Origin of the sequence: Streptomyces sp. NPDC020996 (genome assembly GCF_040641355.1) — a bacterium.
Classification (GTDB): Bacteria; Actinomycetota; Actinomycetes; order Streptomycetales; family Streptomycetaceae; genus Streptomyces.
In genome coordinates this window covers 1-18,703 of record NZ_JBFADM010000041.1, presented here as the reverse complement: position 1 = coordinate 18,703, position 18,703 = coordinate 1, and the positions used below count along the sequence as shown (strand labels likewise).

Annotated in this window: 19 protein-coding genes and 2 pseudogenes; 11 read left to right on the top strand and 10 right to left on the bottom strand. The window is 73.3% G+C overall.

What is annotated here, in order from left to right; all coding sequences use genetic code 11:
- Positions 1 to 113: 113 nt before the first annotated feature.
- Complete coding sequence (locus AB0G63_RS25430) at positions 114 to 506, bottom strand: SCO5389 family protein (RefSeq protein WP_360754346.1); 393 nt, start codon at positions 504 to 506, stop codon at positions 114 to 116.
- A 53-nt stretch (positions 507 to 559) separates the two neighbouring features.
- On the bottom strand, positions 560 to 1,531 hold the full coding sequence (locus AB0G63_RS25425; RefSeq protein WP_360754343.1) for an ATP-binding protein: 972 nt from the start codon (positions 1,529 to 1,531) through the stop codon (positions 560 to 562).
- 158 nt (positions 1,532 to 1,689) lie between these two features.
- Here AB0G63_RS25425 and AB0G63_RS25420 point away from each other — a divergent pair, with 158 nt between their 5' ends.
- Positions 1,690 to 2,307: a TOPRIM nucleotidyl transferase/hydrolase domain-containing protein gene (locus tag AB0G63_RS25420; protein ID WP_360754340.1), complete on the top strand. Its 618-nt coding sequence runs from the start codon at positions 1,690 to 1,692 to the stop codon at positions 2,305 to 2,307.
- Between the two features lie 13 nt (positions 2,308 to 2,320).
- Here AB0G63_RS25420 and AB0G63_RS25415 read toward each other — a convergent pair whose 3' ends face one another.
- Positions 2,321 to 3,091, bottom strand: coding sequence for a CDP-alcohol phosphatidyltransferase family protein (locus AB0G63_RS25415; protein WP_360754448.1), 771 nt, complete (start codon positions 3,089 to 3,091; stop codon positions 2,321 to 2,323).
- 108 nt (positions 3,092 to 3,199) lie between these two features.
- Between AB0G63_RS25415 and AB0G63_RS25410 the strand changes: the two genes are divergently transcribed.
- The 5 genes and pseudogenes from AB0G63_RS25410 to AB0G63_RS25390 form a co-directional block, all read left to right on the top strand.
- Complete coding sequence (locus tag AB0G63_RS25410; RefSeq protein WP_360754336.1) at positions 3,200 to 4,183, top strand: dehydrogenase; 984 nt, start codon at positions 3,200 to 3,202, stop codon at positions 4,181 to 4,183.
- Positions 4,184 to 4,407: 224 nt separating this feature from the next.
- A complete protein-coding gene (locus AB0G63_RS25405) occupies positions 4,408 to 4,806 on the top strand; it encodes a 6-carboxytetrahydropterin synthase (RefSeq protein ID WP_324787939.1) in 399 nt (132 codons plus the stop codon).
- 32 nt (positions 4,807 to 4,838) lie between these two features.
- The gene (locus tag AB0G63_RS25400; protein WP_360754446.1) at positions 4,839 to 6,035 is read left to right on the top strand and encodes a glycosyltransferase family 4 protein; all 1,197 of its coding nucleotides are present in this window, start codon (positions 4,839 to 4,841) and stop codon (positions 6,033 to 6,035) included.
- Entirely contained in the window at positions 6,032 to 7,204 is a 1,173-nt protein-coding gene (locus AB0G63_RS25395; RefSeq protein ID WP_360754332.1) for a trans-aconitate methyltransferase, read from the top strand. The genes AB0G63_RS25400 and AB0G63_RS25395 overlap by 4 nt, the downstream gene beginning before the upstream one ends.
- Before the next feature lie 14 nt (positions 7,205 to 7,218).
- Positions 7,219 to 8,349 (top strand): annotated as a pseudogene (locus AB0G63_RS25390) (lysylphosphatidylglycerol synthase transmembrane domain-containing protein); the annotation flags it as partial.
- A 131-nt stretch (positions 8,350 to 8,480) separates the two neighbouring features.
- On the opposite strand, the gene AB0G63_RS25385 reads toward AB0G63_RS25390, so the two are convergent.
- The gene (locus AB0G63_RS25385; RefSeq protein ID WP_360754329.1) at positions 8,481 to 9,245 is read right to left on the bottom strand and encodes a creatininase family protein; all 765 of its coding nucleotides are present in this window, start codon (positions 9,243 to 9,245) and stop codon (positions 8,481 to 8,483) included.
- A 38-nt stretch (positions 9,246 to 9,283) separates the two neighbouring features.
- Between AB0G63_RS25385 and ribA the strand changes: the two genes are divergently transcribed.
- Together ribA and AB0G63_RS25375 are read left to right on the top strand one after the other, a co-directional pair.
- Positions 9,284 to 9,943, top strand: a complete 660-nt coding sequence (ribA, locus tag AB0G63_RS25380) for a GTP cyclohydrolase II (RefSeq protein WP_324787935.1) — start codon at positions 9,284 to 9,286, stop codon at positions 9,941 to 9,943.
- 122 nt (positions 9,944 to 10,065) lie between these two features.
- The gene (locus tag AB0G63_RS25375) at positions 10,066 to 11,136 is read left to right on the top strand and encodes a saccharopine dehydrogenase (RefSeq protein WP_360754325.1); all 1,071 of its coding nucleotides are present in this window, start codon (positions 10,066 to 10,068) and stop codon (positions 11,134 to 11,136) included.
- Here AB0G63_RS25375 and AB0G63_RS25370 read toward each other — a convergent pair.
- Positions 11,126 to 12,355, bottom strand: coding sequence for a serine hydrolase domain-containing protein (locus AB0G63_RS25370; protein WP_360754322.1), 1,230 nt, complete (start codon positions 12,353 to 12,355; stop codon positions 11,126 to 11,128). The two genes, AB0G63_RS25375 and AB0G63_RS25370, sit on opposite strands and share 11 nt — an antisense overlap.
- A 166-nt stretch (positions 12,356 to 12,521) precedes the next feature.
- Between AB0G63_RS25370 and AB0G63_RS25365 the strand changes: the two genes are divergently transcribed.
- Positions 12,522 to 12,992 carry a PPOX class F420-dependent oxidoreductase gene (locus AB0G63_RS25365; RefSeq protein WP_360754319.1) on the top strand — a complete coding sequence of 157 codons (471 nt, stop codon included), beginning with the start codon at positions 12,522 to 12,524 and terminating at the stop codon, positions 12,990 to 12,992.
- A 3-nt stretch (positions 12,993 to 12,995) separates the two neighbouring features.
- On the opposite strand, the gene AB0G63_RS25360 is transcribed toward AB0G63_RS25365, so the two are convergent.
- On the bottom strand, positions 12,996 to 13,883 hold the full coding sequence (locus tag AB0G63_RS25360) for an NAD(P)-dependent oxidoreductase (RefSeq protein ID WP_360754443.1): 888 nt from the start codon (positions 13,881 to 13,883) through the stop codon (positions 12,996 to 12,998).
- A 155-nt stretch (positions 13,884 to 14,038) separates the two neighbouring features.
- On the opposite strand from AB0G63_RS25360, the gene AB0G63_RS25355 reads away from it, so the two are divergent.
- Positions 14,039 to 14,626 (top strand): helix-turn-helix domain-containing protein, encoded by a 588-nt coding sequence (locus tag AB0G63_RS25355; RefSeq protein WP_360754316.1) that lies wholly within the window; start codon positions 14,039 to 14,041, stop codon positions 14,624 to 14,626.
- A 209-nt stretch (positions 14,627 to 14,835) separates the two neighbouring features.
- Positions 14,836 to 15,246 carry a VOC family protein gene (locus AB0G63_RS25350; RefSeq protein ID WP_360754313.1) on the top strand — a complete coding sequence of 137 codons (411 nt, stop codon included), beginning with the start codon at positions 14,836 to 14,838 and terminating at the stop codon, positions 15,244 to 15,246.
- Positions 15,247 to 15,358: 112 nt separating this feature from the next.
- Here AB0G63_RS25350 and AB0G63_RS25345 read toward each other — a convergent pair whose 3' ends face one another.
- From AB0G63_RS25345 to AB0G63_RS25330, 4 genes and pseudogenes are all read right to left on the bottom strand, one after another.
- Positions 15,359 to 16,828: a membrane-associated oxidoreductase gene (locus AB0G63_RS25345; RefSeq protein WP_360754310.1), complete on the bottom strand. Its 1,470-nt coding sequence runs from the start codon at positions 16,826 to 16,828 to the stop codon at positions 15,359 to 15,361.
- 60 nt (positions 16,829 to 16,888) lie between these two features.
- Positions 16,889 to 17,482 carry a histidine phosphatase family protein gene (locus AB0G63_RS25340; RefSeq protein ID WP_360754307.1) on the bottom strand — a complete coding sequence of 198 codons (594 nt, stop codon included), beginning with the start codon at positions 17,480 to 17,482 and terminating at the stop codon, positions 16,889 to 16,891.
- A 6-nt stretch (positions 17,483 to 17,488) separates the two neighbouring features.
- Positions 17,489 to 18,367 (bottom strand): phosphogluconate dehydrogenase (NAD(+)-dependent, decarboxylating), encoded by an 879-nt coding sequence (gene gnd / locus AB0G63_RS25335; RefSeq protein WP_360754440.1) that lies wholly within the window; start codon positions 18,365 to 18,367, stop codon positions 17,489 to 17,491.
- Between the two features lie 12 nt (positions 18,368 to 18,379).
- Positions 18,380 to 18,703, bottom strand: a pseudogene (locus AB0G63_RS25330) (glucose-6-phosphate isomerase); the annotation flags it as partial.

Below are 18,703 nucleotides of genomic sequence, written 5' to 3'. Positions count from 1 at the left end.
TCGGAGGACGTGGACGAGCTGGTGCAGGTCGCCACCGCCTACCGGCCCGGACAGCGCCTGTCCAGCGTCGGGGGCCGCGATCCAGTGCGTTCGCGGCCCCCGCGCTCCGGGGCTCAGCAGTCCCTGAACTCCGGCGACTGGTTCAGGACCTGGGACCGTACCGAGGTGAAGCGGGTGTACATCTCTCCGTCCTGCGCGCCCGGCCGGAACGCCGCCACGCGGTGGCAGTTCTGGAAGGCGAGGGTCACGCCGAAGTGGCGTTCCAGGGCGCCCCGGATCGCGTCGCTGGCGAGGGCGCGCAGGAGCTGGCCGCGCTCCCGCTCGGACGGGGGCGGGGTCTGGTTGTCGGTGAACTCGGCCGTTCCGTCGTTGAGTTCGGTGGCGAGGGAGGCGATGAGGTCGTAGGCGTACGGGAGGGAGGTGCGGACGGTGTCCACGAAGTCCTCCTCGCGGATGTCGCCCTGCTCGGCTTCGGCGAGGAGCTTCGGGGAGACGTCGAGAGACATGGGAAGGGTGTCCTGTCTGGTCGTCGGTGCGGTGGTGTCGTGCGGTGGTGCGGTCAGGCAAGTGCTGCGGGGCCCGGGACGAAGTCCGGGTCCACCTGGCGGGCCAGGTCCAGGCCGGTCGCCTTGTCCGCCCATGCGCGGGCGTTGCGCAGGTGGAAGTCGACGGCGTGACGGTGCAGGCTCGGCCAGTCCCGGACGTGGGAGTCGACGGTCTCCCGCAGGACGTCCAGGGCGTGGCGGTTGTGCGGTTCCAGGGCGTCCAGGGCCTTCAGCGGGTCCGGGTCGCTCTCACCGCGGCCCTGTTCGGCCGCGCGTACCCAGGGGGAGTGGACCAGGTATGTCAGCAGGTCGTCGCCGACCTGCTCCTTGAGGAAGAGGAGGTCGTCCTCGCCGGTCACCTTGTTGCCGACGACGGCGATCCGGATCCCGAACTCCCGTGCGTGGTCCCGGTACTGGCGGTAGACCGAGACGCCCTTGCGGGTCGGTTCGGCCACCAGGAACGTGAGGTCGAAGCGGGTGAACAGGCCCGACGCGAAGGCGTCCGCGCCGGCCGTCATGTCGACGACGACGTACTCGCCGGGGCCGTCGGCCAGGTGGCCGAGGTAGAGCTCCACCGCGCCGAGCTTGGAGTGGTAGCAGGCCACTCCCAGGTCGCTCTCGTCGAACTCGCCCGTCACCATCAGCGGTACGCCGCCAGCGCGCCGGACGTGACGTGCGTGCAGGTCGTCGTCGCCGAGCAGGCGCAGGAGACGGGAGCCGCGTCCGGGTGGGGTGGTCTTGATCATCGACTCGGCGGACGGGATACGGGGGTTCTCGCCGCGTAACAGGTCCTTGATCTCGGTCAGATGGGCGCCCATGGGTGGCGCGTCCAGTGGTCCGTCGTGGCCCAGCGCCTCGGCGAGGTGCTGGTTGATGTCGCCGTCGACGGCGAGCACGGGTGCGCCGGATCGGGCCAAGTGCCGTGTGAAGAGGGCCGACAGGGTGGTCTTGCCGCTGCCGCCCTTGCCGACGAACGCGATCCGCACTACCGCTCCGTCTTTTTGAAAATGAATGTCATGTCGCTAGGTTGTAGGGGGTGGCGAGCAGCGCTGTCAAATCCCGATGTGCGAGGAGGCCGATCACGTGGAGTCGAGCCGTCGAAGAACTTCGTGCCCTGATGTCGGCGGAGGGGCAGACTCGTGGCATGGCGGAGATGCGGGCGTTCCGGGACGCCGTCTGCGGCTGGGCGGCCGGTGGTTCCGGCGGGCCGGCGCATGATCTGGCCGTGCGGTTGGGGCTGCGGACGGCGGTGCTGCTGGAGGGACTCAGCGACCTTGCGGCCGTCGAGGCGCTGGCCGCTCGCCGCGGCCGTGACCTGGCCGCCGAGGGGGTGTGCGTCCTGCCGATGGGCGGGGCGATGAACGTCGGCCGCTACGCCGGCCTTCTCGGGCCGCCCGGTCTCGGTCTGCGCCTCGCGGGACTGGGCGACGAGCGCGAGCAGCCCTTCTACGACCGCGGTCTGCGGCGCGCCGGGGCACCGCGCCGGGGCTTCTTCGTGTGCGTGACGGATCTGGAGGACGAGCTCATCCGCGCGCTGGGCACGGCCGGGGTCGAGGAGGTCGTCCGGGCCGAGGGTGACCTCCGCGCCTGGCAGACCTTCCCGCACCGGCCCGCTCAGCAAGGACGGCCCCGGCAGCAGCAGTTGCGGCGCTTCCTCGGCACGAGGAAGGGGCGCAAGATCCGTTACGGCCGCCTTCTCGTGGAGGCACTCGACCCCGGACGGGTCCCGGCCCCGCTGGACGGGCTCCTCACAAGTCTGTGACGAGCCCCGTGCCTCAGCGTGACGCCAGCTCAAGTTCCGCGCGGTGCACTGCGGGGCCCTCCGGCGCGGCTGTCCGCGACGTCCGCCACAGCCAAGCCACGTCCCGGCCGAAGGACCACACCAGCAGGCCCAGGGCCGTCGCCACCACCCCGAACGACGCGAGGTACGGCAGCAGGCCCGAGGCGGCCAGGAGGAGAAACACGCCCTGGACCGCGGCGACCGTCTTGCGGGCCGTGCTCGGGGGCAGCGGGGCGTTGAGCCACGGCCGGACGCGGGCCGCGGCGACGAAGACGTAGCGCATGCCGCCGATCAGCAGGACCCAGGGGCCCAGGGACATGGAGACGTACACGCTGAGCACCAGGATCAGGAACGCGTCGACCTCCATGTCGAACCGGGCGCCGAGCGGGGTCGAGGTGCCGGTGGCGCGGGCGACCTTGCCGTCGACGCCGTCGAGGATCAGCGCGACGGCCGTCAGGCCGACGAAGACCGTCACCGGCGGGGAGCTTTCGAAGGAGTCCGCGACCAGCGCCGTCACGCCGCCGACCAGGATGGAACGGCCGAGGGTGACCCGGTTGGCCGGGCCGAAGGAGGCCGGGCGGGTCCGGTGCAGCGCCCGGGAGAGCACCGCCCAGGTGGCGACGGCGAAGGCGAGGCCGGTCAGCCAGCCCGCCGGCCCCATGCCGATCGCCGTGCCGAGCAGGGCCAGCAACAGGATCTGCACGCCCGCTCCCACAGCGGTCTCCTGCTGGACCGGCCTCGCGTCGTAAGTGTTGTTCAGGGCCACCGCACGTCCTCCGGCCATATGACAGAGTCGATCAACGCCGCGTACTGTGCGCGGCCTGTGCACACCTCGGTACGTGAACAACTTGCCGATCGTTCAGGAGGATGCTCGATGGGACGCAGCGCACGCGCCTTCTGGCTCAGTCGTCCGGGTGAAGGCGAGATCCGGGAGGTGGAGCTGCCGGAGCCCGGCGAGGGCGAGGTGCTGGTGCGCGCGCTCTACTCCGGGGTGAGCCGCGGCACGGAGACGCTCGTCTTCCGCGGCGGCGTCCCCGAGAGCCAGCACGCGGCCATGCGCGCGCCGTTCCAGGAGGGCGACTTCCCCGCCCCCGTGAAGTACGGCTACCTCAGCGTCGGCGTCGTGGAGGAGGGGCCCGCCGAGCTGACCGGCCGTACCGTCTTCTGCCTCTTCCCGCACCAGACGCGGTACGTCGTCCCGGCCGGCGCCGTCACCGTCGTACCGGACACCGTGCCGGCCGGGCGGGCCGTGCTCGCCGGCACCGTCGAGACCGCCGTCAACGCGCTCTGGGACGCCGCGCCCCTGGTCGGCGACCGGATCGCCGTCGTCGGCGGCGGCATGGTCGGCTGCTCGGTCGCCGCCCTGCTCGCCCGCTTCCCGGGCGTGCGCGTCCAGCTGGTCGACGCCGACCCGGCCCGCGCCGAGACCGCCGACGCCCTCGGCGTCGGCTTCGCGCTGCCCGGGGACGCCCTCGGCGACTGCGACCTCGTGGTGCATGCCAGCGCCACCGAGCAGGGCCTCGCCCGCAGCCTGGAACTCCTCGCCGCCGAGGGCACCGTCGTCGAGCTGAGCTGGTACGGCGACCGGCGCGTGAGCCTCCCGCTGGGCGAGGCGTTCCACTCCCGGCGCCTGACCATCCGCTCCAGCCAGGTCGGCACCGTCTCCCCGGCCCGCGCGAACCGTTCCTACGGCGACCGGCTCGCCCTCGCCCTCGACCTGCTCGCCGACTCTGCCCTGGACGCCCTCGTCACCGGGGAGAGCCACTTCGAGGAGCTGCCCGACGTGATGCCTGGCCTGGCCTCCGGGCGGATCCCGGCGCTGTGCCACCGCGTGCGCTACGGCGATCACGTCGTCTGACCGTCCCGTTCGTTCGATCCGGTGGACCGGTGGACCGGTGGACCGGTGGATCCCGTGGATCCCGTGGACCGGTGGATCCGGTGGATCCGGCACGGTACGGGCGCCTGACCTGAGAAAAGGGTGAGAGGCGGCTGAACGCGGGGAAGTCGAGAGCCGTAGTACTCGGTACCCCCGGGCGGCAATCAGCCTGGGGACCCGACGCGCCGCACCTGGAGGGTCGTCCGTTGTTCAGTGTCACCGTCCGCGATCACATCATGATCGCCCACAGCTTCCGTGGCGAGGTCTTCGGACCGGCGCAGCGCCTGCACGGAGCGACGTTCCTCGTGGACGCCACCTTCCGGCGCGAGCAGCTGGACGACGACAACATCGTCGTCGACATCGGGCTGGCCACCCAGGAACTCGGTGCGGTCGTCAGCGAGCTGAACTACCGCAACCTCGACGACGAGCCCGACTTCGCCGGAGTCAACACCTCGACGGAGTTCCTGGCCAAGGTCATCGCCGACCGGCTCGCCGAGCGCATCCACAAGGGCGCCCTCGGGGAGGGCGCCAAGGGCATCGCTGGGATCGCCGTCACCCTGCACGAGTCGCACGTCGCCTGGGCGAGTTACGAGCGTGCGCTGTGACCGACACGACCATCCGCCACTCGGACACGACCATGCGCCACTCGGACACGGCCGTCCAGCACGCGGACCGGGCGCGGCTCGACTACGTCCCCGTGCAGCACTCCGCCGTCAAGAACGCCGAGATCATCCCCATGTCCCTGCGCTCCGTGCACTTCGTCATGCCGGGCGGCGTCGACGACCCGGCCGCGCCGAGCGGCGGCAACGCCTACGACCGGCGCGTCAGCCTGGACCTGCCCGGCTTCGGCTGGCAGGTGCACAAGCACGCCGTGAGCGGCGGCTGGCCCCGGCCGGACGCCGCCGCCCGCGCCGAACTCGCCCGCGTGCTGCGCGCGTTGCCGGACGGCTCGGTCGTCCTGCTGGACGGCCTGGTCGCCTGCGGCGTCCCCGAGATCGTCGTCCCCGAGACGCAACGGCTGCGGCTCGCGGTCCTCGTGCACCTCCCGCTCGGCGACGAGACGGGCCTGGAACCGGCGGCGGCCGCCGAACTGGACGCCCGGGAACGCGCGGTCCTGCGGGCGGTGCCCGCCGTCGTCGCCACCAGCGACTGGGCGGTCCGCCGCCTCGTCTCCCACCACGGCCTCGCCCCCGAGCGGGTGCACGTCGCCGCTCCCGGCGCCGACATCGCGCCGCTCGCCTCCGGCACCGACGGCGTCTCCCAGTTGCTGTGCGTCGCCGCGGTGACGCCTCGCAAGGGCCAGCACCGGCTGGTGGAGGCGCTGGCCGCGGCGGCCGACCTGCCGTGGAACTGCGTGTGCGTCGGCGGACTCGGCCAGGACCCGGAGTACGTCGCCCGACTGCGGGCGCTGATCCGCCGGCACGGCCTCGGGGACCGCATCCACCTCGCGGGACCGCGGTCCGGCGCCGCACTCGACGCCAGCTACGCCGCCGCCGACCTGATGGTCCTCACCTCCTATGCGGAGACGTACGGCATGGCGGTGACCGAGGCCCTCGCCCGCGGCATCCCGGTGCTCGCGACCGACGTCGGCGGCCTGCCCGAGGCGGTCGGCCGCGCCCCCGACGGCGGGGTGCCCGGCATCCTCGTCCCGCCGGAGGACCCGGCCGCCCTCGCCGCCGAACTGCGCGGCTGGTTCGGCGAGGCCGACGTACGGCGCCGGCTGAAGGCCGCCGCCCGGAGCCGGCGGGCGGCGCTGGACGGCTGGCCGACCACGGCCCGCAGCCTCGCCGGAGTGCTGGGCAAGCTGCCGAACGAACCCAGGAGGGCGGCATGAACAGGACGGCGCAGGTGAGCGGGACGATCCCGGCCCAGCCGGGGCCGAGGGGCGCCGAGGGTGCGCGGGCGGCGGCCCGTTCCACGGACGCCGACGGGACGGAGGGCGCCGTGATCTCCGACGAGGGCGCGGTGATCCCGGGCGGGGATTCCGTCGTTCCGGGCGACGGTGCCGTGATCCCGAACGGCGATTCCGTCGTGATCCCGAACGGCGATTCCGTCGTCACCGGCGACGGCTCCGTGATCCCCGGCGCCGGGCCCACCGGACCCACCCTCCGGCCCGGCGAACGGGCCACCCTACGCCTGCGGGAGGACGGGCCGCAGGACGAGCCCGAGCCGCCGCGCTACGCCCCCGAATGGCTCCAGCTGCGCGAGCCCGTCGACGCGGCCGCCCGCGCCCACGACCTGCTCGACCCGCTGCGCATCCGGCTCGCCAACCTGCCGGGGCGGTCCGGGCTGATCGTCCACGACGTCGGGTGCGGCACCGGCTCGATGGGCCGCTGGCTCGCCCCCCACCTGGACGGTGCCCAGCACTGGATCCTGCACGACCGCGACCCCTACCTCCTGCACTTCGCGGCCGTCACCGGACCGCGCTCCGCCGCCGACGGCAGCCGCGTCACCGTCGAGGCGCGGCGCGGCGACGTCGCCCGGCTCACCCCGGACGCCCTCGCCGGCGCGTCGCTGGTGACGGCCTCCGCGCTGCTGGACGTGCTCAACCGCGAGGAGGTCGAGACGCTGGCCGCCGCCTGCACCGGGGCGGGCTGCACGGCGCTGCTCACCCTGTCTGTCGCCGGACGCGTCGAACTCACCCCGTCCGACCCGCTGGACCAGGAGATCACCGAGGCGTTCAACGCCCACCAGCGCCGGGGCGGGCTGCTGGGACCCGACGCGGTCACGGCGGCGGCCGAGGCGTTCTCCGAGCGCGGGGCGACGGTACGCATCCACCCGAGCCCTTGGCGGCTCGGCCCCGACGAGGCCGCGCTGACGGTCCAGTGGCTGCGCGGCTGGGTCGGCGCGGCCGTCGAACAGCGCCCCGAGCTGAAGTCGCGTGCAGAACGGTATCTGCGCGAGCGGCTGGCCGCCTGCGAGGCCGGCGAACTGCACGTCGTCGTCCACCACAGCGACCTGTTGGCCCTGTCCCGGCCGACGGCGGGCGGTGCGCGGGCGTGAGCGTGAGCGTGAGCATGGAGACGGTGACGGTGACCAAGACGGTGACGGCGCGGGGGGCCGCACCCGGCAGGGCCGGGGCGGACGAGGACCCGGCCGTCGAGCGGACCGCCGGGCCCACGCCCGCTGAGGCCGCCCTGGACCTCGCCGGATGCCAGGCCCAGGGGGCCCCGGGCCGCGCCGAGTTCCGGGGCGGGGGCGGCCAGGGCCTCGCCGAGTTCGGGGGCGGGGGTGGCCAGGGCTTCGCCGAGTCCGCGGGCCTCGCCGAGCCCACCGCCGACGCGGTGGCCCGTCCCCGCGTGGCCCGGTGGCGGGCCGTGCTGGGGTCGCGTGCCGTGCGGACGCACTTCGGGACCGTCGCCGGGGTCGCCATCCTCGCCGTGCTGATGTGGCGGCTGGGCACCGGCGTGTTCCTGGACGGGCTGCGGCGGATCGACGTGACGACGCTGCTCGCGGCGCTCGGGATCGGCGTGGCCACCACCGTGCTGAGCGCCTGGCGCTGGGCGCTGGTGGCCCGGGGACTGCGGATCCGGCTGCCGTTCGGCGCGGCCGTCGCCGACTACTACCGCGCCCTGTTCCTGAACGCGGCGCTGCCCGGCGGCGTCCTCGGCGACGTGCACCGGGCCGTGCGGCACGGGCGGAGCGAGGGAGACCTCGGCCGCGGCGTGCGGACCGTCGTCCTGGAACGCGCCGCCGGACAGGCGGCGCTGGCCGTCGTCGGCGCGGTCGTGCTGCTGACCATGCCGTCCCCGGTGCTGGGCGAGGCCCGCCACTTCGCGCCGCTCGCCGCACTCGCCGCCGCGGGCGCGCTCGCCGTCGTCGTGGCCCTGCGGATGAACGGGACGTCCTCCCGCCGGGGACGCGTCCTGCGCGCCACCCTCGCCGAGGGGCGGGAAGCGCGCGAGGCGCTGCTGTCACGCCGCAACGGGCCGGGCGTCGTCGTCTCGTCCGTCCTCGTCCTGGCCGGTCACGTCGCGATGTTCGTGCTGTCCGCGCGGGTCGCCGGGGCCGCGGCGTCCGCCGCGGTCCTGCTGCCGCTCGCGGTGCTCGCGCTGCTCGCCATGGGACTGCCCCTGAACGTCGGCGGCTTCGGCCCCCGCGAGGGCGTCACCGCCTGGGCGTTCGGGGCCGCCGGCCTCGGCGCGAGCAGTGGCCTGGCGGTCGCCGTCGTCTACGGGGTGCTGAGCTTCGTCGCGAGCCTGCCGGGGGCCGTCGTCCTCGTCGTCCGCTGGTACGAGGGTCTGCGTGCGGCTTCCCCGGCGGCGGCCGACGGGGAAGACTATGCGGACCCGTCCCGCGAGGTGAGCAGTGAGAAATACGCGCCGAAGGAATCCACCAGGCTCGCCAGCAACTCCCTGCCCTTTTCCGCGGAACCCAGCGAAGGGCGTCCGATGACGCCCGAATCGGTATAGCCGGACATACCGAGGGTGAGCAGATGACGCCGGTCGTCCGCGACGAAGTCGGCACTCCCGTAACCGGGTCGGACCATTTCGGGGTGAGCGTGCAGAAGAATGGAGGTCTCGATTTCCCCCGCGTGCATGTCGGTGAGCGGCGAGGTGACCACCCCCGCGCGCAGCAGGGCCGTCTCCCAGTCCTCCATGGCCGGGAAGAGCGCCATCAGCTCGCCGCGGGCGGAGGACTCCTGGACGACGTTGCCCAGTACGTAGTTGCCGCCGTGCCCGTTGACCACCACCAGGGCGTCCACGCCGGAGCGGCGCAGCGAGTCGGCGATGTCCCGCACCACCGCGTGCAGGGTCACGGAGGAGATGCTGACGGTCCCCGGCCAGCCCGCGTGCTCGTGCGAGCAGGAGATCGTCACCGGAGGAAGGAGGTGCACCGGGTACGCCGCGGCGATCTCCCGGGCCACGGCACAGGCGACGAGCGTGTCCGTCGCCAACGGAAGGAACGGACCGTGCTGTTCGAAGCTGCCGACCGGAAGGACGGCCACCTGCGTTGAGACGCCCGCGCCTCTGGTCCGTACCTCCTCCGTAGTGTCCGTCGGCACCAGACCGTACGCCGCCGTACGCGCGCCCGAACCATCCATTCCCTCACGGCCTTTCGTCTCTGTTTAGGAATCAGATCATGACAGAAAAAATCGGGGTACTCGGCAAGAAGCCGGCGCAGCGCACGGGCGTGGAGCGGATCGTGAATGCCCCCTTGCCCACGGTGTACGGGGAATTCCGTGCGGTCGGCTACCTGGACCACGACCGCGGTGACGAGCAAGTGGCTCTCGTGCACGGGGAGATCGGCACCGAGAACGTCCTCACGCGCCTGCACTCCGAGTGCCTCACCGGTGACGCGTTCGGTTCGCAGCACTGCGAGTGCGGTGACCAGCTGGCGTCCGCGCTGCGCGCCGTCGCCGCCGAAGGCAGCGGCGTGGTCGTCTACTTGAGAGGCCATGAGGGGCGCGGCATAGGGCTGCTGGCCAAGCTGCGGGCGATGGCGCTGCAGGCGGAGGGCCTGGACACCGTCGAGGCCAACCTGGCGCTCGGGCTGCCGGTGGACGCGCGCGACTACGGCGTCGCCGCCGGGATCCTGCACGACCTCGGCGTGAACTCCGTACGGCTGATGTCCAACAACCCGCGCAAGCGGGAGGCGTTGACGCGGCACGGCATCCAGGTGACCGAGACGGTGCCGCTGCTGATCCCGCCGTGCGAGAGCAACATCACCTACCTGCGCACGAAGCGGGAGCGGCTGGACCACCACCTGCCGCACCTGGACGCGGTGGCGCACCTCCGGTAGGGCCCGGGGACCGGCGGGGTGGTCCGCGGCTCCGCTCCGGGCCGCGTACCCTTCGTGGACGTCAGCCCCTCGAGCGCCGGCCGTGTCGCGGCCGGCGCCCCGCGCCCGGAGGCCCAACCGGTATGACAGAGCTCCACCTGTGGCTGCGCCACGAGGTCCGCAGCACCGAGCGGCGCACGCCCGTCGTGCCGTCCGACGCCCGGCGGCTGGTCGACAGCGGCGTGCGCGTGACCGTCGAGGAGTCCCCGCAGCGGATCTTCCCGGTCGAGGAGTACGTGGCGGCCGGCTGCGATGTCGCACCCGCGGGCTCCTGGGTGTCGGCCCCGAAGGAAGCGGTCGTGCTGGGGCTGAAGGAACTCCCCGACGAGCCGGGCGAGCTGACGCACCGGCACATCTTCTTCGGGCACGCCTACAAGCGGCAGCCCGGGGCCGCGGACCTGCTGCGCCGGTTCGCCGCGGGCGGCGGCGCGCTCTACGACCTCGAGTACCTGGTCGACGACACCGGCCGCCGCCTCGCGGCCTTCGGCTTCTGGGCCGGCTACCTGGGCGCCGCGCTCGCCGTCCTGCAGCACCGCGGCCGGCTGGCCGCGCCCCTCACGCCCACGGCGAAGGACGAACTGGACGCCACGCTCCGGCCCGTTGCCGGGGACCGGGAGTTCACCGCCCTGGTGATCGGCGCCCTCGGCCGCAGCGGCCGCGGCGCACGCGTCGCCTTCCAGACGGCCGGCGTCGAGCCGACGTGCTGGGATCTCGCCGAGACCCGGGACCTCGACCGCCGGGCCCTGCTGGGGCACGACGTGATGGTCAACGCGGTGCTCGCCACCAGCCCCGTCCCGCCCTTCCTGCGCGAGCAGGACCTCGACGACCCCGCTCGCCGCCTGCGTACCCTCTGCGACGTCACCTGCGACGTCGGCTCGCCGCTGAACGTGCTGCCGGTCTACGACCGCACGACCGACTGGGACGATCCCACGCGCCGGCTGCGCGAGGAGCCGCCGCTCGACCTCATCGCCATCGACAACCTGCCGTCCCTGCTGCCGAGCGAGTCCAGCACCGACTTCTCGGCCGCGCTGCTGCCCCAGTTGCTGGAGTTCGGCGTGGGCGGGCCGTGGGGCCGCTGCCTGGACCGCTTCCGCCTCGCCTGCCGTGAACTCGGCGTCGGCACCGGCAGCGGGGAGGGCGGTCTCAGCCGGTGACGGCCTCGTGCACCAGCCGCTTGAGTTCGGGGAAGAACGCGTTGGACGATTTCGGCCGCAGCTGCGTGTAGAACTGCACCGTCAGGTCGCGGCCGGGGTCCACCCAGAACGTCGTCGTGGCGACCCCGCTCCAGCCGTACGTGCCCAGGCCGACGGGCGCCGCGGTGCGGGCCGGGTCGACGACCACGGAGACGCCGAGTCCGAAGCCCACCCCGTCGTTGCCGGGCACGTCGTGGGCGGGGCGGCTGCCGAAGGAGCGCAGGTCGGCGCCGTCGGGCAGGTGGTTGCTGGTCATCAGGTCCACCGTCTCGGGCGCGAGCAGGCGGACGCCGTCGAGTTCGCCGCGGCGGCGCAGCAACTCCATGAAGCGGTGCCAGTCGTAGGCGGAGGCCACCATGCCGCCGCTGCCGGACAGCAGGCGGGGCCGTCCGCGCAGCGGCAGCCCCGGGATCGGCTCGATGCCGCCGTCGCCGGTGTCGCCGTACAACTCGGCTAGTCTGGGAGCCTGTTCCTCCGGGACGTGGAATCCGGCGTCGGCCATGCCGAGCGGGCCGAAGAGCCGCTCGGCGAAGAACGCGTCGAGCGGCTGACCGGACACCACCTCGATGACCCTGCCGAGCACGTTGCTGGCGACGGAGTAGTTCCACTGCGTACCCGGATCGAACTGCAGCGGCAGGCTCGCGTACACGTCGACCGTCCGGGCGAGATCCGTGCCCGGCACCACCGAGGACTCCAGGCCCGCCGCGCGGTAGAGGGCGTCGACGGGGTGGGCGTGGTAGAAGCCGAAGGTCAGGCCGGCGGTGTGGGTCAGCAGGTGCCGGATCCGTATCGGTCCGGCGGCCGGGCGGGTGCGGACGTCGGCGCCCGAACCGCTCACGTGGACCCGGGGATCGGCGAAGGCCGGAAGGTACCGGGCTACCGGGTCGTCCAGCGAGAGCCGGCCCTCTTCCGTGAGGATCAGTGCGGCGACCGCGGTGACCGGCTTGGTCATGGAGTAGATGCGCCACAGCGTGTCGGTCTCGACGGGCAGCCCGGCCGCGATGTCGCGCCGGCCGTGCGCGGTGAGGTGGGCGACCCGGCCGCCGCGGGCCACGGCCACCAGGAAGCCGGGCAGGCGTCCTTCGTCGACGTAGTGGGCGAAGTGCTGGTCGAGCCGGTCGAGCGCCTTCCCGTCCAGCCCCGCCTCACCCGGTTCGACCTCTTGTCGCAACTGTCCCATCACTCTCCTCCGATCACTTTCCCGAGGCGCGGTCCGGCACACCCCACCCGGCAGGCGTCCCGGCCGGCCCCAGACCCCATGATCCCGTAGGAACGCGGATACGGTCCCGTGGGCGCCGGTCATATGCCACCGTGGCGCCTGGCCCCCGCGGCGGGCGTCGACGGGAATGCGGCAGGCAGCAGCGCCGGTTGTCCCCGGTATGACCGAGGACGCGTTGCTCAGCTTGCTCTCCGAAGTCCGCGGCGGGGTGCTGGTCACCCTCAAGCGCGACGGCCGGCCCCAGCTCTCGAACGTCAGCCACCATTACGACCCGGACGAGCGGATCGTCCGGATCTCCGTCACGGACGACCGCGCCAAGACGCGCAACCTGCGCCGGGACCCGCGGGCGTCGTACCACGTGACCACCGCCGACCGGTGGGCGTACACGGTCGTCGAGGGGACGGCCGACCTCTCGCCCGTCGCCGCGGACCCGCATGACGACACGGTCGAGGAACTGGTCCGGCTCTACCGCGACGTGCTCGGCGAGCACCCGGACTGGGACGACTTCCGGGCCGCGATGGTCCGTGACCGGCGGCTGGTGGTGCGGCTGCGGGTGGAGCGGGCGTACGGGATCGCCCGGGGCGACAACCGGGGATGACCGTCAGCCGCCGGTGACGCCGGCCGCGGTGCGCGCCTCCAGGGCGTGCAGGACGGCCGCCATGTCCTCGCCGCCGTGCCCGAGTGTGACCGTCTCCCGGAAGAGGGCGTGGCAGACGTCGAGGAGGGGCGAGGCGAGGCCCTGCTTGCGGGCCGCCTCGGCGATCAGATGGTTGTTCTTCAGCACGTCCAGCGCCGCCGCCTGCACGGCGAAGTCCCGGTCCAGCAGCTTGGGCGCCTTCATCCGGGACACGGCGCTGGCCATCGGGCCCGCGTCCAGGACCTGCAGGAACAACCGCCGGTCCAGGCCCTGCCGGTCGGCGAAGTGGAAGGCCTCGACGAGACCGGTGACCTGGGTGATGAGGAACAGGTTGACCGCCAGCTTCATCAGCAGGGCGTTCGGCGCCGGGCCGCAGACGAACGTCTCGCGGCACATGGGGGCCAGCAGCGGCCGTACGGTCCGCACGTCCTCCGGTTCCCCGGCCAGCATCGCCACCAGTTGCCCGTTCTCCGCCGGGACCCGGGAGCCGGAGACGGGGGCCTCGACGTAGCTCCCGCCCGCGGCGCGGACGTCGGCCTGGAGCGCCGCCGAGTACTCGGGCGAGGTCGTGCCCATGTGAACGACCGTGCGCCCGGCGACGCGGGCGGTGAAACCGGGGGTGCCGCGGCCCAGGACGGCGTCCATCGCGAGGTCGTCGGCCAGCATGAGGATCACCACCTCCGCCCGCGCGAACACCTCGGCGGCCTCGGTCGCCACCTCGGCCCCGGCCGCGCGGAGCGGTTCGGCGCGGGCGGGCGTGCGGTTCCACACGACCAGGGGCGTTCCCGCGTGGGCCAGCCGTAGCGCCATGGGCCGGCCCATGACGCCGAGCCCGACGAAGCCGACGTGCACGGTGCACCGCCTCCTGTCCGTGTGGCCGCCGTTCATGACGACGGTCATAGGTCTATGACGGCGGTCATAGTAGCCGGTGTCATGACGGCCGTCATAGAGTGCGGCCGGGCGAGGTTCAGCGCGTCACGGAAGGCCGACGGGACGGGAGGTGGGCGATGGCGGTGCCCGAACGGGGTCCGCGTGACCGGATGGTCTTCAGCGCGGCCCAGCTCATCCGGCGCCAGGGCGTCGCCGCGACCGGCATGCGCGATGTCGCCGCGCACGCCGAGGCGCCCCGCGGCTCGCTCCAGCACTACTTCCCGGGCGGCAAGGAACAGCTCGTCAACGAGGCGGTGGCCTGGGCGGGCCGCTACGCCGCCAACCGCATCGCCCGCTTCCTGGCCGGCCTGGAACGGCCCACGCCGGGCGGTCTGTTCGCGGCGATGGTGGGGCAGTGGACCGACGAGTACCGGCAGGCCGGTTTCGCCGGCGGCTGTCCGGTCGCGGCGGCGACGGTGGAGTGCGCGGAGTCGGCCGAGTCCACCCGGCAGGCGGCGGCCGCGGCCTTCGCCGCCTGGACCGTGCCGGTCGCCGAGGCGCTGACCGGCATGGGGGTGCCGGCCGGGCGCGCCGAACCGCTCGCCACGCTGATGATCAGCGCCCTGGAGGGCGCCATCCTCATCGCCCGCGCCGAACAGGACGTACGGGCGCTGGAGACCGTCGTCCGCGAGCTGGCCCCGGTTCTCGACGCGGCAGCTTTCTGACGCGACGCGACGCGACGCGTCGGTCCGTCGGCGCGGGGGGCCGCGCCCCCACCGTGTCCGCGCCCCCACCCGTGTCCGCGCCCCCACCCGTGTCCGCGTCCGCGACCGGTCTGGGGCCGGAGACGGAGGGCGGACGGCCGATGGTCCGGTGCGCCGCCGGGTGCCTAGAGTGCGGGGGCGACGACTTCCGTGCTGGGAAAGGGACTTGGATGCCCGTCGACGGCAGCAGCCATCTCCGCATCGCCCGCCCCTCCCGGGATCTGGCCGCCGCCGAGCGGTTCTGGGCGGCCGGCCTCGGGCTCTCCGTCGTGTGGCGGACCGAGGGCGGCCTTGAGTCCGGCGAGCACGAGCTGCTGATGCTCGGTTGGCCGGACGCAGGCCGGCATCTGGAGCTCGTCCGCGACCCCGCCCGGCCGGTGCAGCCCCGGCCCACCGAGGAGGATTTGCTGGTGATCTACGTCGACGGCCCGGTGCCGGACCACCTGGTCGCCCGGCTGGAGGCGCACGGCGGCAGGCGCGTGCTCTCGCCCAATCCGTACTGGAATCGGTGGGGCGTCACCGTCGAGGACCCCGACGGCTACCGGCTGGTGCTGTGTGAGCGGGGCTGGTCGAACGCGTGACGCCCGTGGTGCGGCCGGCTCGAGCCCGTCACCGTATGGATCGGCCGTGCGCTTCGGAACACGCCCGTCCGCCTGGCCGCTCAGCACACGGCCCAGCACACGCCGAACCGGCTCACTGGCGGCTGACGGTGCGGGTGATGCCGGTGACGACCGTCGTGGCCAGGATCCAGCCGGTGATGACCAGCGCGTAGGACAGCCTCTGGTACCAGCCGTCCGGCGCGAACGCGCCCTCCTGGCCGAAGGAGATCACCGGCAGCAGCAGGTCGAGGGTGTAGAACACCGGGTCGAAGTGCGGGGCCTCCGACGCCTTGAGCGGGCGGGGATGGTGCAGGGCGTATGCCACCGAGCCGACGGCCAGCAGGGACAGCAGCCAGGCGCAGGCGCGCAGCGGACGGAAGCCGTAACCGACGGTGGCGTCCTGCACGTAGCCCCACAGCCGCCCGTACCAGGCGCGGGTGGAGCGAAGGCGGCGCTGCTTGGCGAGCTGGACCAGCCGGGCCGCGTGGTCGTCGCCGACGCGGCGGTACGCGGCGGTCAACTGCTCGTAGGAATGCGGGACATAGCCCTCCGCGTCGCGTTCCAGCATGGCGAGACGGCGCTCGGCGGGCACATGGGGCGCGAGCGTGGTGTAGACGAGGTTGCTGAGCAGGACCTCCCGGGGCACCACGTCCGGCTCCAGGAAGAGGACGTCGACCTGGGCGCGGCGCAGGTTGAGCCGTCCGTCCAGGGCCGGGCCGCCGCGCAGCCACAGTTCCCCGATGGTGCAGCTGCTCGCCCGCAGGGCCGTGTCGCCGGGGTTCGACAGGCGGGCGTACGACAGGTCGAGGCGGCCGGCGACGCGGGCGCCGCGCAGCCCGATCCAGCCGGACGCCGACACCTGCCGCATCAGCAGGTCGCCCTCCACGACGAGGGTCTGCGCGTCGAGGACGACCTTGTCCGGATGGTGCAGCCGCGCCTCCTTGAGGTCGACGGAGCCGGCGACCGCGGCCCCGTCGAGCCGTATCTCGCCCTGCGTGCGCAGCCCCGGCGCGCACAGGTCGTCCTCGATGCTCACGTGGCTGAGCTTGAGCACCGGCTCGGGCCCGGTCGCGGTGAGCTCCGCCTGCTCCAGGATCAGCGCCCCGGATATCTGCGACCCGCCCAGGTGCACGGGGCCGCCGATCCGGCAGCGGGTCAGCCGGACGCTGCCGTCGACCCGGGTCCGCGGGAGCAGGAGGCCGGGCAGCACGGAGTCGCGCAGGTTGAGGTAGACCAGCTGCGCGCCGGAGAAGTCCGGGACGTCGGTGAAGCGGCAGCGGCCCAGGTGGACGACGCTGCCGACCGTCGCGTACCTCAGGTTCAGCACCCCGGTGATCCGCGCCCCCTTCACCTTCAGGGCCGCCACCTCACCCGGTTCCTGGGGGCCGTTGAGGAGCAGGGCCCGCAACACCCGGGCCCGTATGGTCCGTTCCGGTCCCCAGTCGTCGCCGTGCGCCGGGTCCTGCCCCTGCTCCTCCTCCCCCTCGCCGAAGTCCACCGTCGTGCCGGTCGCGTAGGCCCGCCAGACCCGCCGCTCGGCGGGCGTCAGCTCGTCTGTGTCCATCAGCCGGGACTCTAGCTGGCCGGTCGCCGGGGCCTCGGGCCCGGTGGCTCAATGCGAGTCCTACGGGCGGGTGTTCCACTCGGCGATGACCGGGCGGCCGTGTTCGGTCGACAGTCGGCACACGGTCCCCGTCGCCAGCTGGAACAGCCGCCCGTCCGCCGGGGTCAGCCCCAGCCGGCGTGCCGTCAGCACGCGCAGGAAGTGGCCGTGGGCGACCAGGACGACGTCGCCGGCGGCGTTCTGCAGCGCGGCGTCGACGCGGGCCAGCACCCGGTCCGCCCGCAGGCCCACCTCGGCCGGCGACTCGCCCGGAGCGCCGTCCGGCGCGGGCGGCACGCCGTGCAGCCACAGGTCCCAGTGGGGCCGGGTGCGGTGGATCTCGACGGTGGTGATGCCCTCGTAGCCGCCGTAGTCCCACTCGTGCAGGTCGGGGTCGGTCGTCGTCCCCGTCAGGCCCGCCAGTTCCGCGGTGCGGGTCGCGCGGTGCAGCGGACTGGTCAGGGCCAGGGCGTAGGTCCGGTGCGACAGCAGCGGAGCGAGCGCCTTGGCCTGCTCCTCACCGCGCGGGGTGAGGGGCAGGTCGGTCCGGCTGGTGTGCCGGCCCGACACGCTCCACTCCGTCTCGCTGTGCCGGACCAGCAGGAGGTCCCCCACTGACGGTCAGCCCTTCGCCTCGACGGCGTGACCGCCGAACTGGTTGCGCAGCGCCGCGACCATCTTCATCTGCGGGGAGTCGTCCTGCCGGGAGGCGAACCGGGCGAACAGCGACGCGGTGATCGCCGGGAGCGGCACGGCGTGGTCGATCGCCGCCTCGACGGTCCAGCGGCCCTCGCCGGAGTCCTGCGCGTAGCCGCGGAGCTTGTCGAGGTGCTCGTCGTCGTCGAGGGCGTCGACCGCGAGGTCGAGCAGCCAGGAGCGGATGACGGTGCCCTCCTGCCAGGAGCGGAACACCTCGCGGACGTTGTCCACCGAGTCGACCTTCTCCAGCAGCTCCCAGCCCTCCGCGTACGCCTGCATCATGGCGTACTCGATGCCGTTGTGGACCATCTTGGAGAAGTGCCCGGCGCCGACCTTGCCCGCGTGTACGAACCCGTACGGGCCCTCCGGCTTGAGGGCGTCGAAGACCGGCCGCAGCCGGTCGACGTGCTCCTTGTCGCCGCCGACCATCAGGGCGTAGCCGTTCTCGAGGCCCCACACGCCGCCGGAGACGCCGGCGTCGACGAAGCCGATGCCCTTGGCGCCGAGTTCGGCGGCGTGCTTCTCGTCGTCGGTCCAGCGGGAGTTGCCGCCGTCGACGACGACGTCGCCGGGGGACAGCAGCGTGCCCAGCTCGTCGATCACCGACTGGGTGGGGGAGCCGGCCGGGACCATCACCCAGACCGTGCGCGGGGCGGCGAGCTTGTCGACGAGGTCGGTCAGGCTCGCCGCGTCGGACAGGTCGGGGTTGCGGTCGTAGCCGATGACGGTGTGGCCCGCGCGGCGCAGCCGCTCGCGCATGTTGCCGCCCATCTTCCCGAGGCCTATGAGGCCCAACTGCATCGAAGTCATGGTTCAGTTCACTTCCTTGAGCTCGCGGTACGCGGCCACCAGGGCGCTGGTGGAGGGGTCGAGGCCGGGGACGTCTGACCCTTCGGTCAGGGCGGGTTCGACGCGCTTGGCGAGCACCTTGCCGAGCTCGACGCCCCACTGGTCGAAGGAGCCGATGTTCCATACGGCGCCCTGGACGAACACCTTGTGCTCGTAGAGGGCGATGAGCTGGCCGAGCACGGACGGGGTCAGTTCCCGCGCCAGGATCGTGGTCGTCGGGTGGTCGCCCCGGAACGTCTTGTGCGCGACCAGGTCCTCCGGCACGCCCTCCGCGCGGACCTCGTCCGG

Coding starts and splice junctions, on each gene's coding strand:
- AB0G63_RS25375 (WP_360754325.1), top strand. CDS start 10,066: ATGACAGAGCTCCACCTGTGGCTGCGCCACGAGGTCCGCAGCACCGAG.
- gnd (WP_360754440.1), bottom strand. CDS start 18,367: ATGCAGTTGGGCCTCATAGGCCTCGGGAAGATGGGCGGCAACATGCGC.
- AB0G63_RS25400 (WP_360754446.1), top strand. CDS start 4,839: ATGCGCCACTCGGACACGGCCGTCCAGCACGCGGACCGGGCGCGGCTC.
- AB0G63_RS25385 (WP_360754329.1), bottom strand. CDS start 9,245: ATGGATGGTTCGGGCGCGCGTACGGCGGCGTACGGTCTGGTGCCGACG.
- AB0G63_RS25345 (WP_360754310.1), bottom strand. CDS start 16,828: ATGGACACAGACGAGCTGACGCCCGCCGAGCGGCGGGTCTGGCGGGCC.
- AB0G63_RS25410 (WP_360754336.1), top strand. CDS start 3,200: ATGGGACGCAGCGCACGCGCCTTCTGGCTCAGTCGTCCGGGTGAAGGC.
- AB0G63_RS25370 (WP_360754322.1), bottom strand. CDS start 12,355: ATGGGACAGTTGCGACAAGAGGTCGAACCGGGTGAGGCGGGGCTGGAC.
- AB0G63_RS25430 (WP_360754346.1), bottom strand. CDS start 506: ATGTCTCTCGACGTCTCCCCGAAGCTCCTCGCCGAAGCCGAGCAGGGC.
- AB0G63_RS25420 (WP_360754340.1), top strand. CDS start 1,690: ATGGCGGAGATGCGGGCGTTCCGGGACGCCGTCTGCGGCTGGGCGGCC.
- AB0G63_RS25350 (WP_360754313.1), top strand. CDS start 14,836: ATGCCCGTCGACGGCAGCAGCCATCTCCGCATCGCCCGCCCCTCCCGG.
- ribA (WP_324787935.1), top strand. CDS start 9,284: ATGACAGAAAAAATCGGGGTACTCGGCAAGAAGCCGGCGCAGCGCACG.
- AB0G63_RS25365 (WP_360754319.1), top strand. CDS start 12,522: ATGCGGCAGGCAGCAGCGCCGGTTGTCCCCGGTATGACCGAGGACGCG.
- AB0G63_RS25395 (WP_360754332.1), top strand. CDS start 6,032: ATGAACAGGACGGCGCAGGTGAGCGGGACGATCCCGGCCCAGCCGGGG.
- AB0G63_RS25355 (WP_360754316.1), top strand. CDS start 14,039: ATGGCGGTGCCCGAACGGGGTCCGCGTGACCGGATGGTCTTCAGCGCG.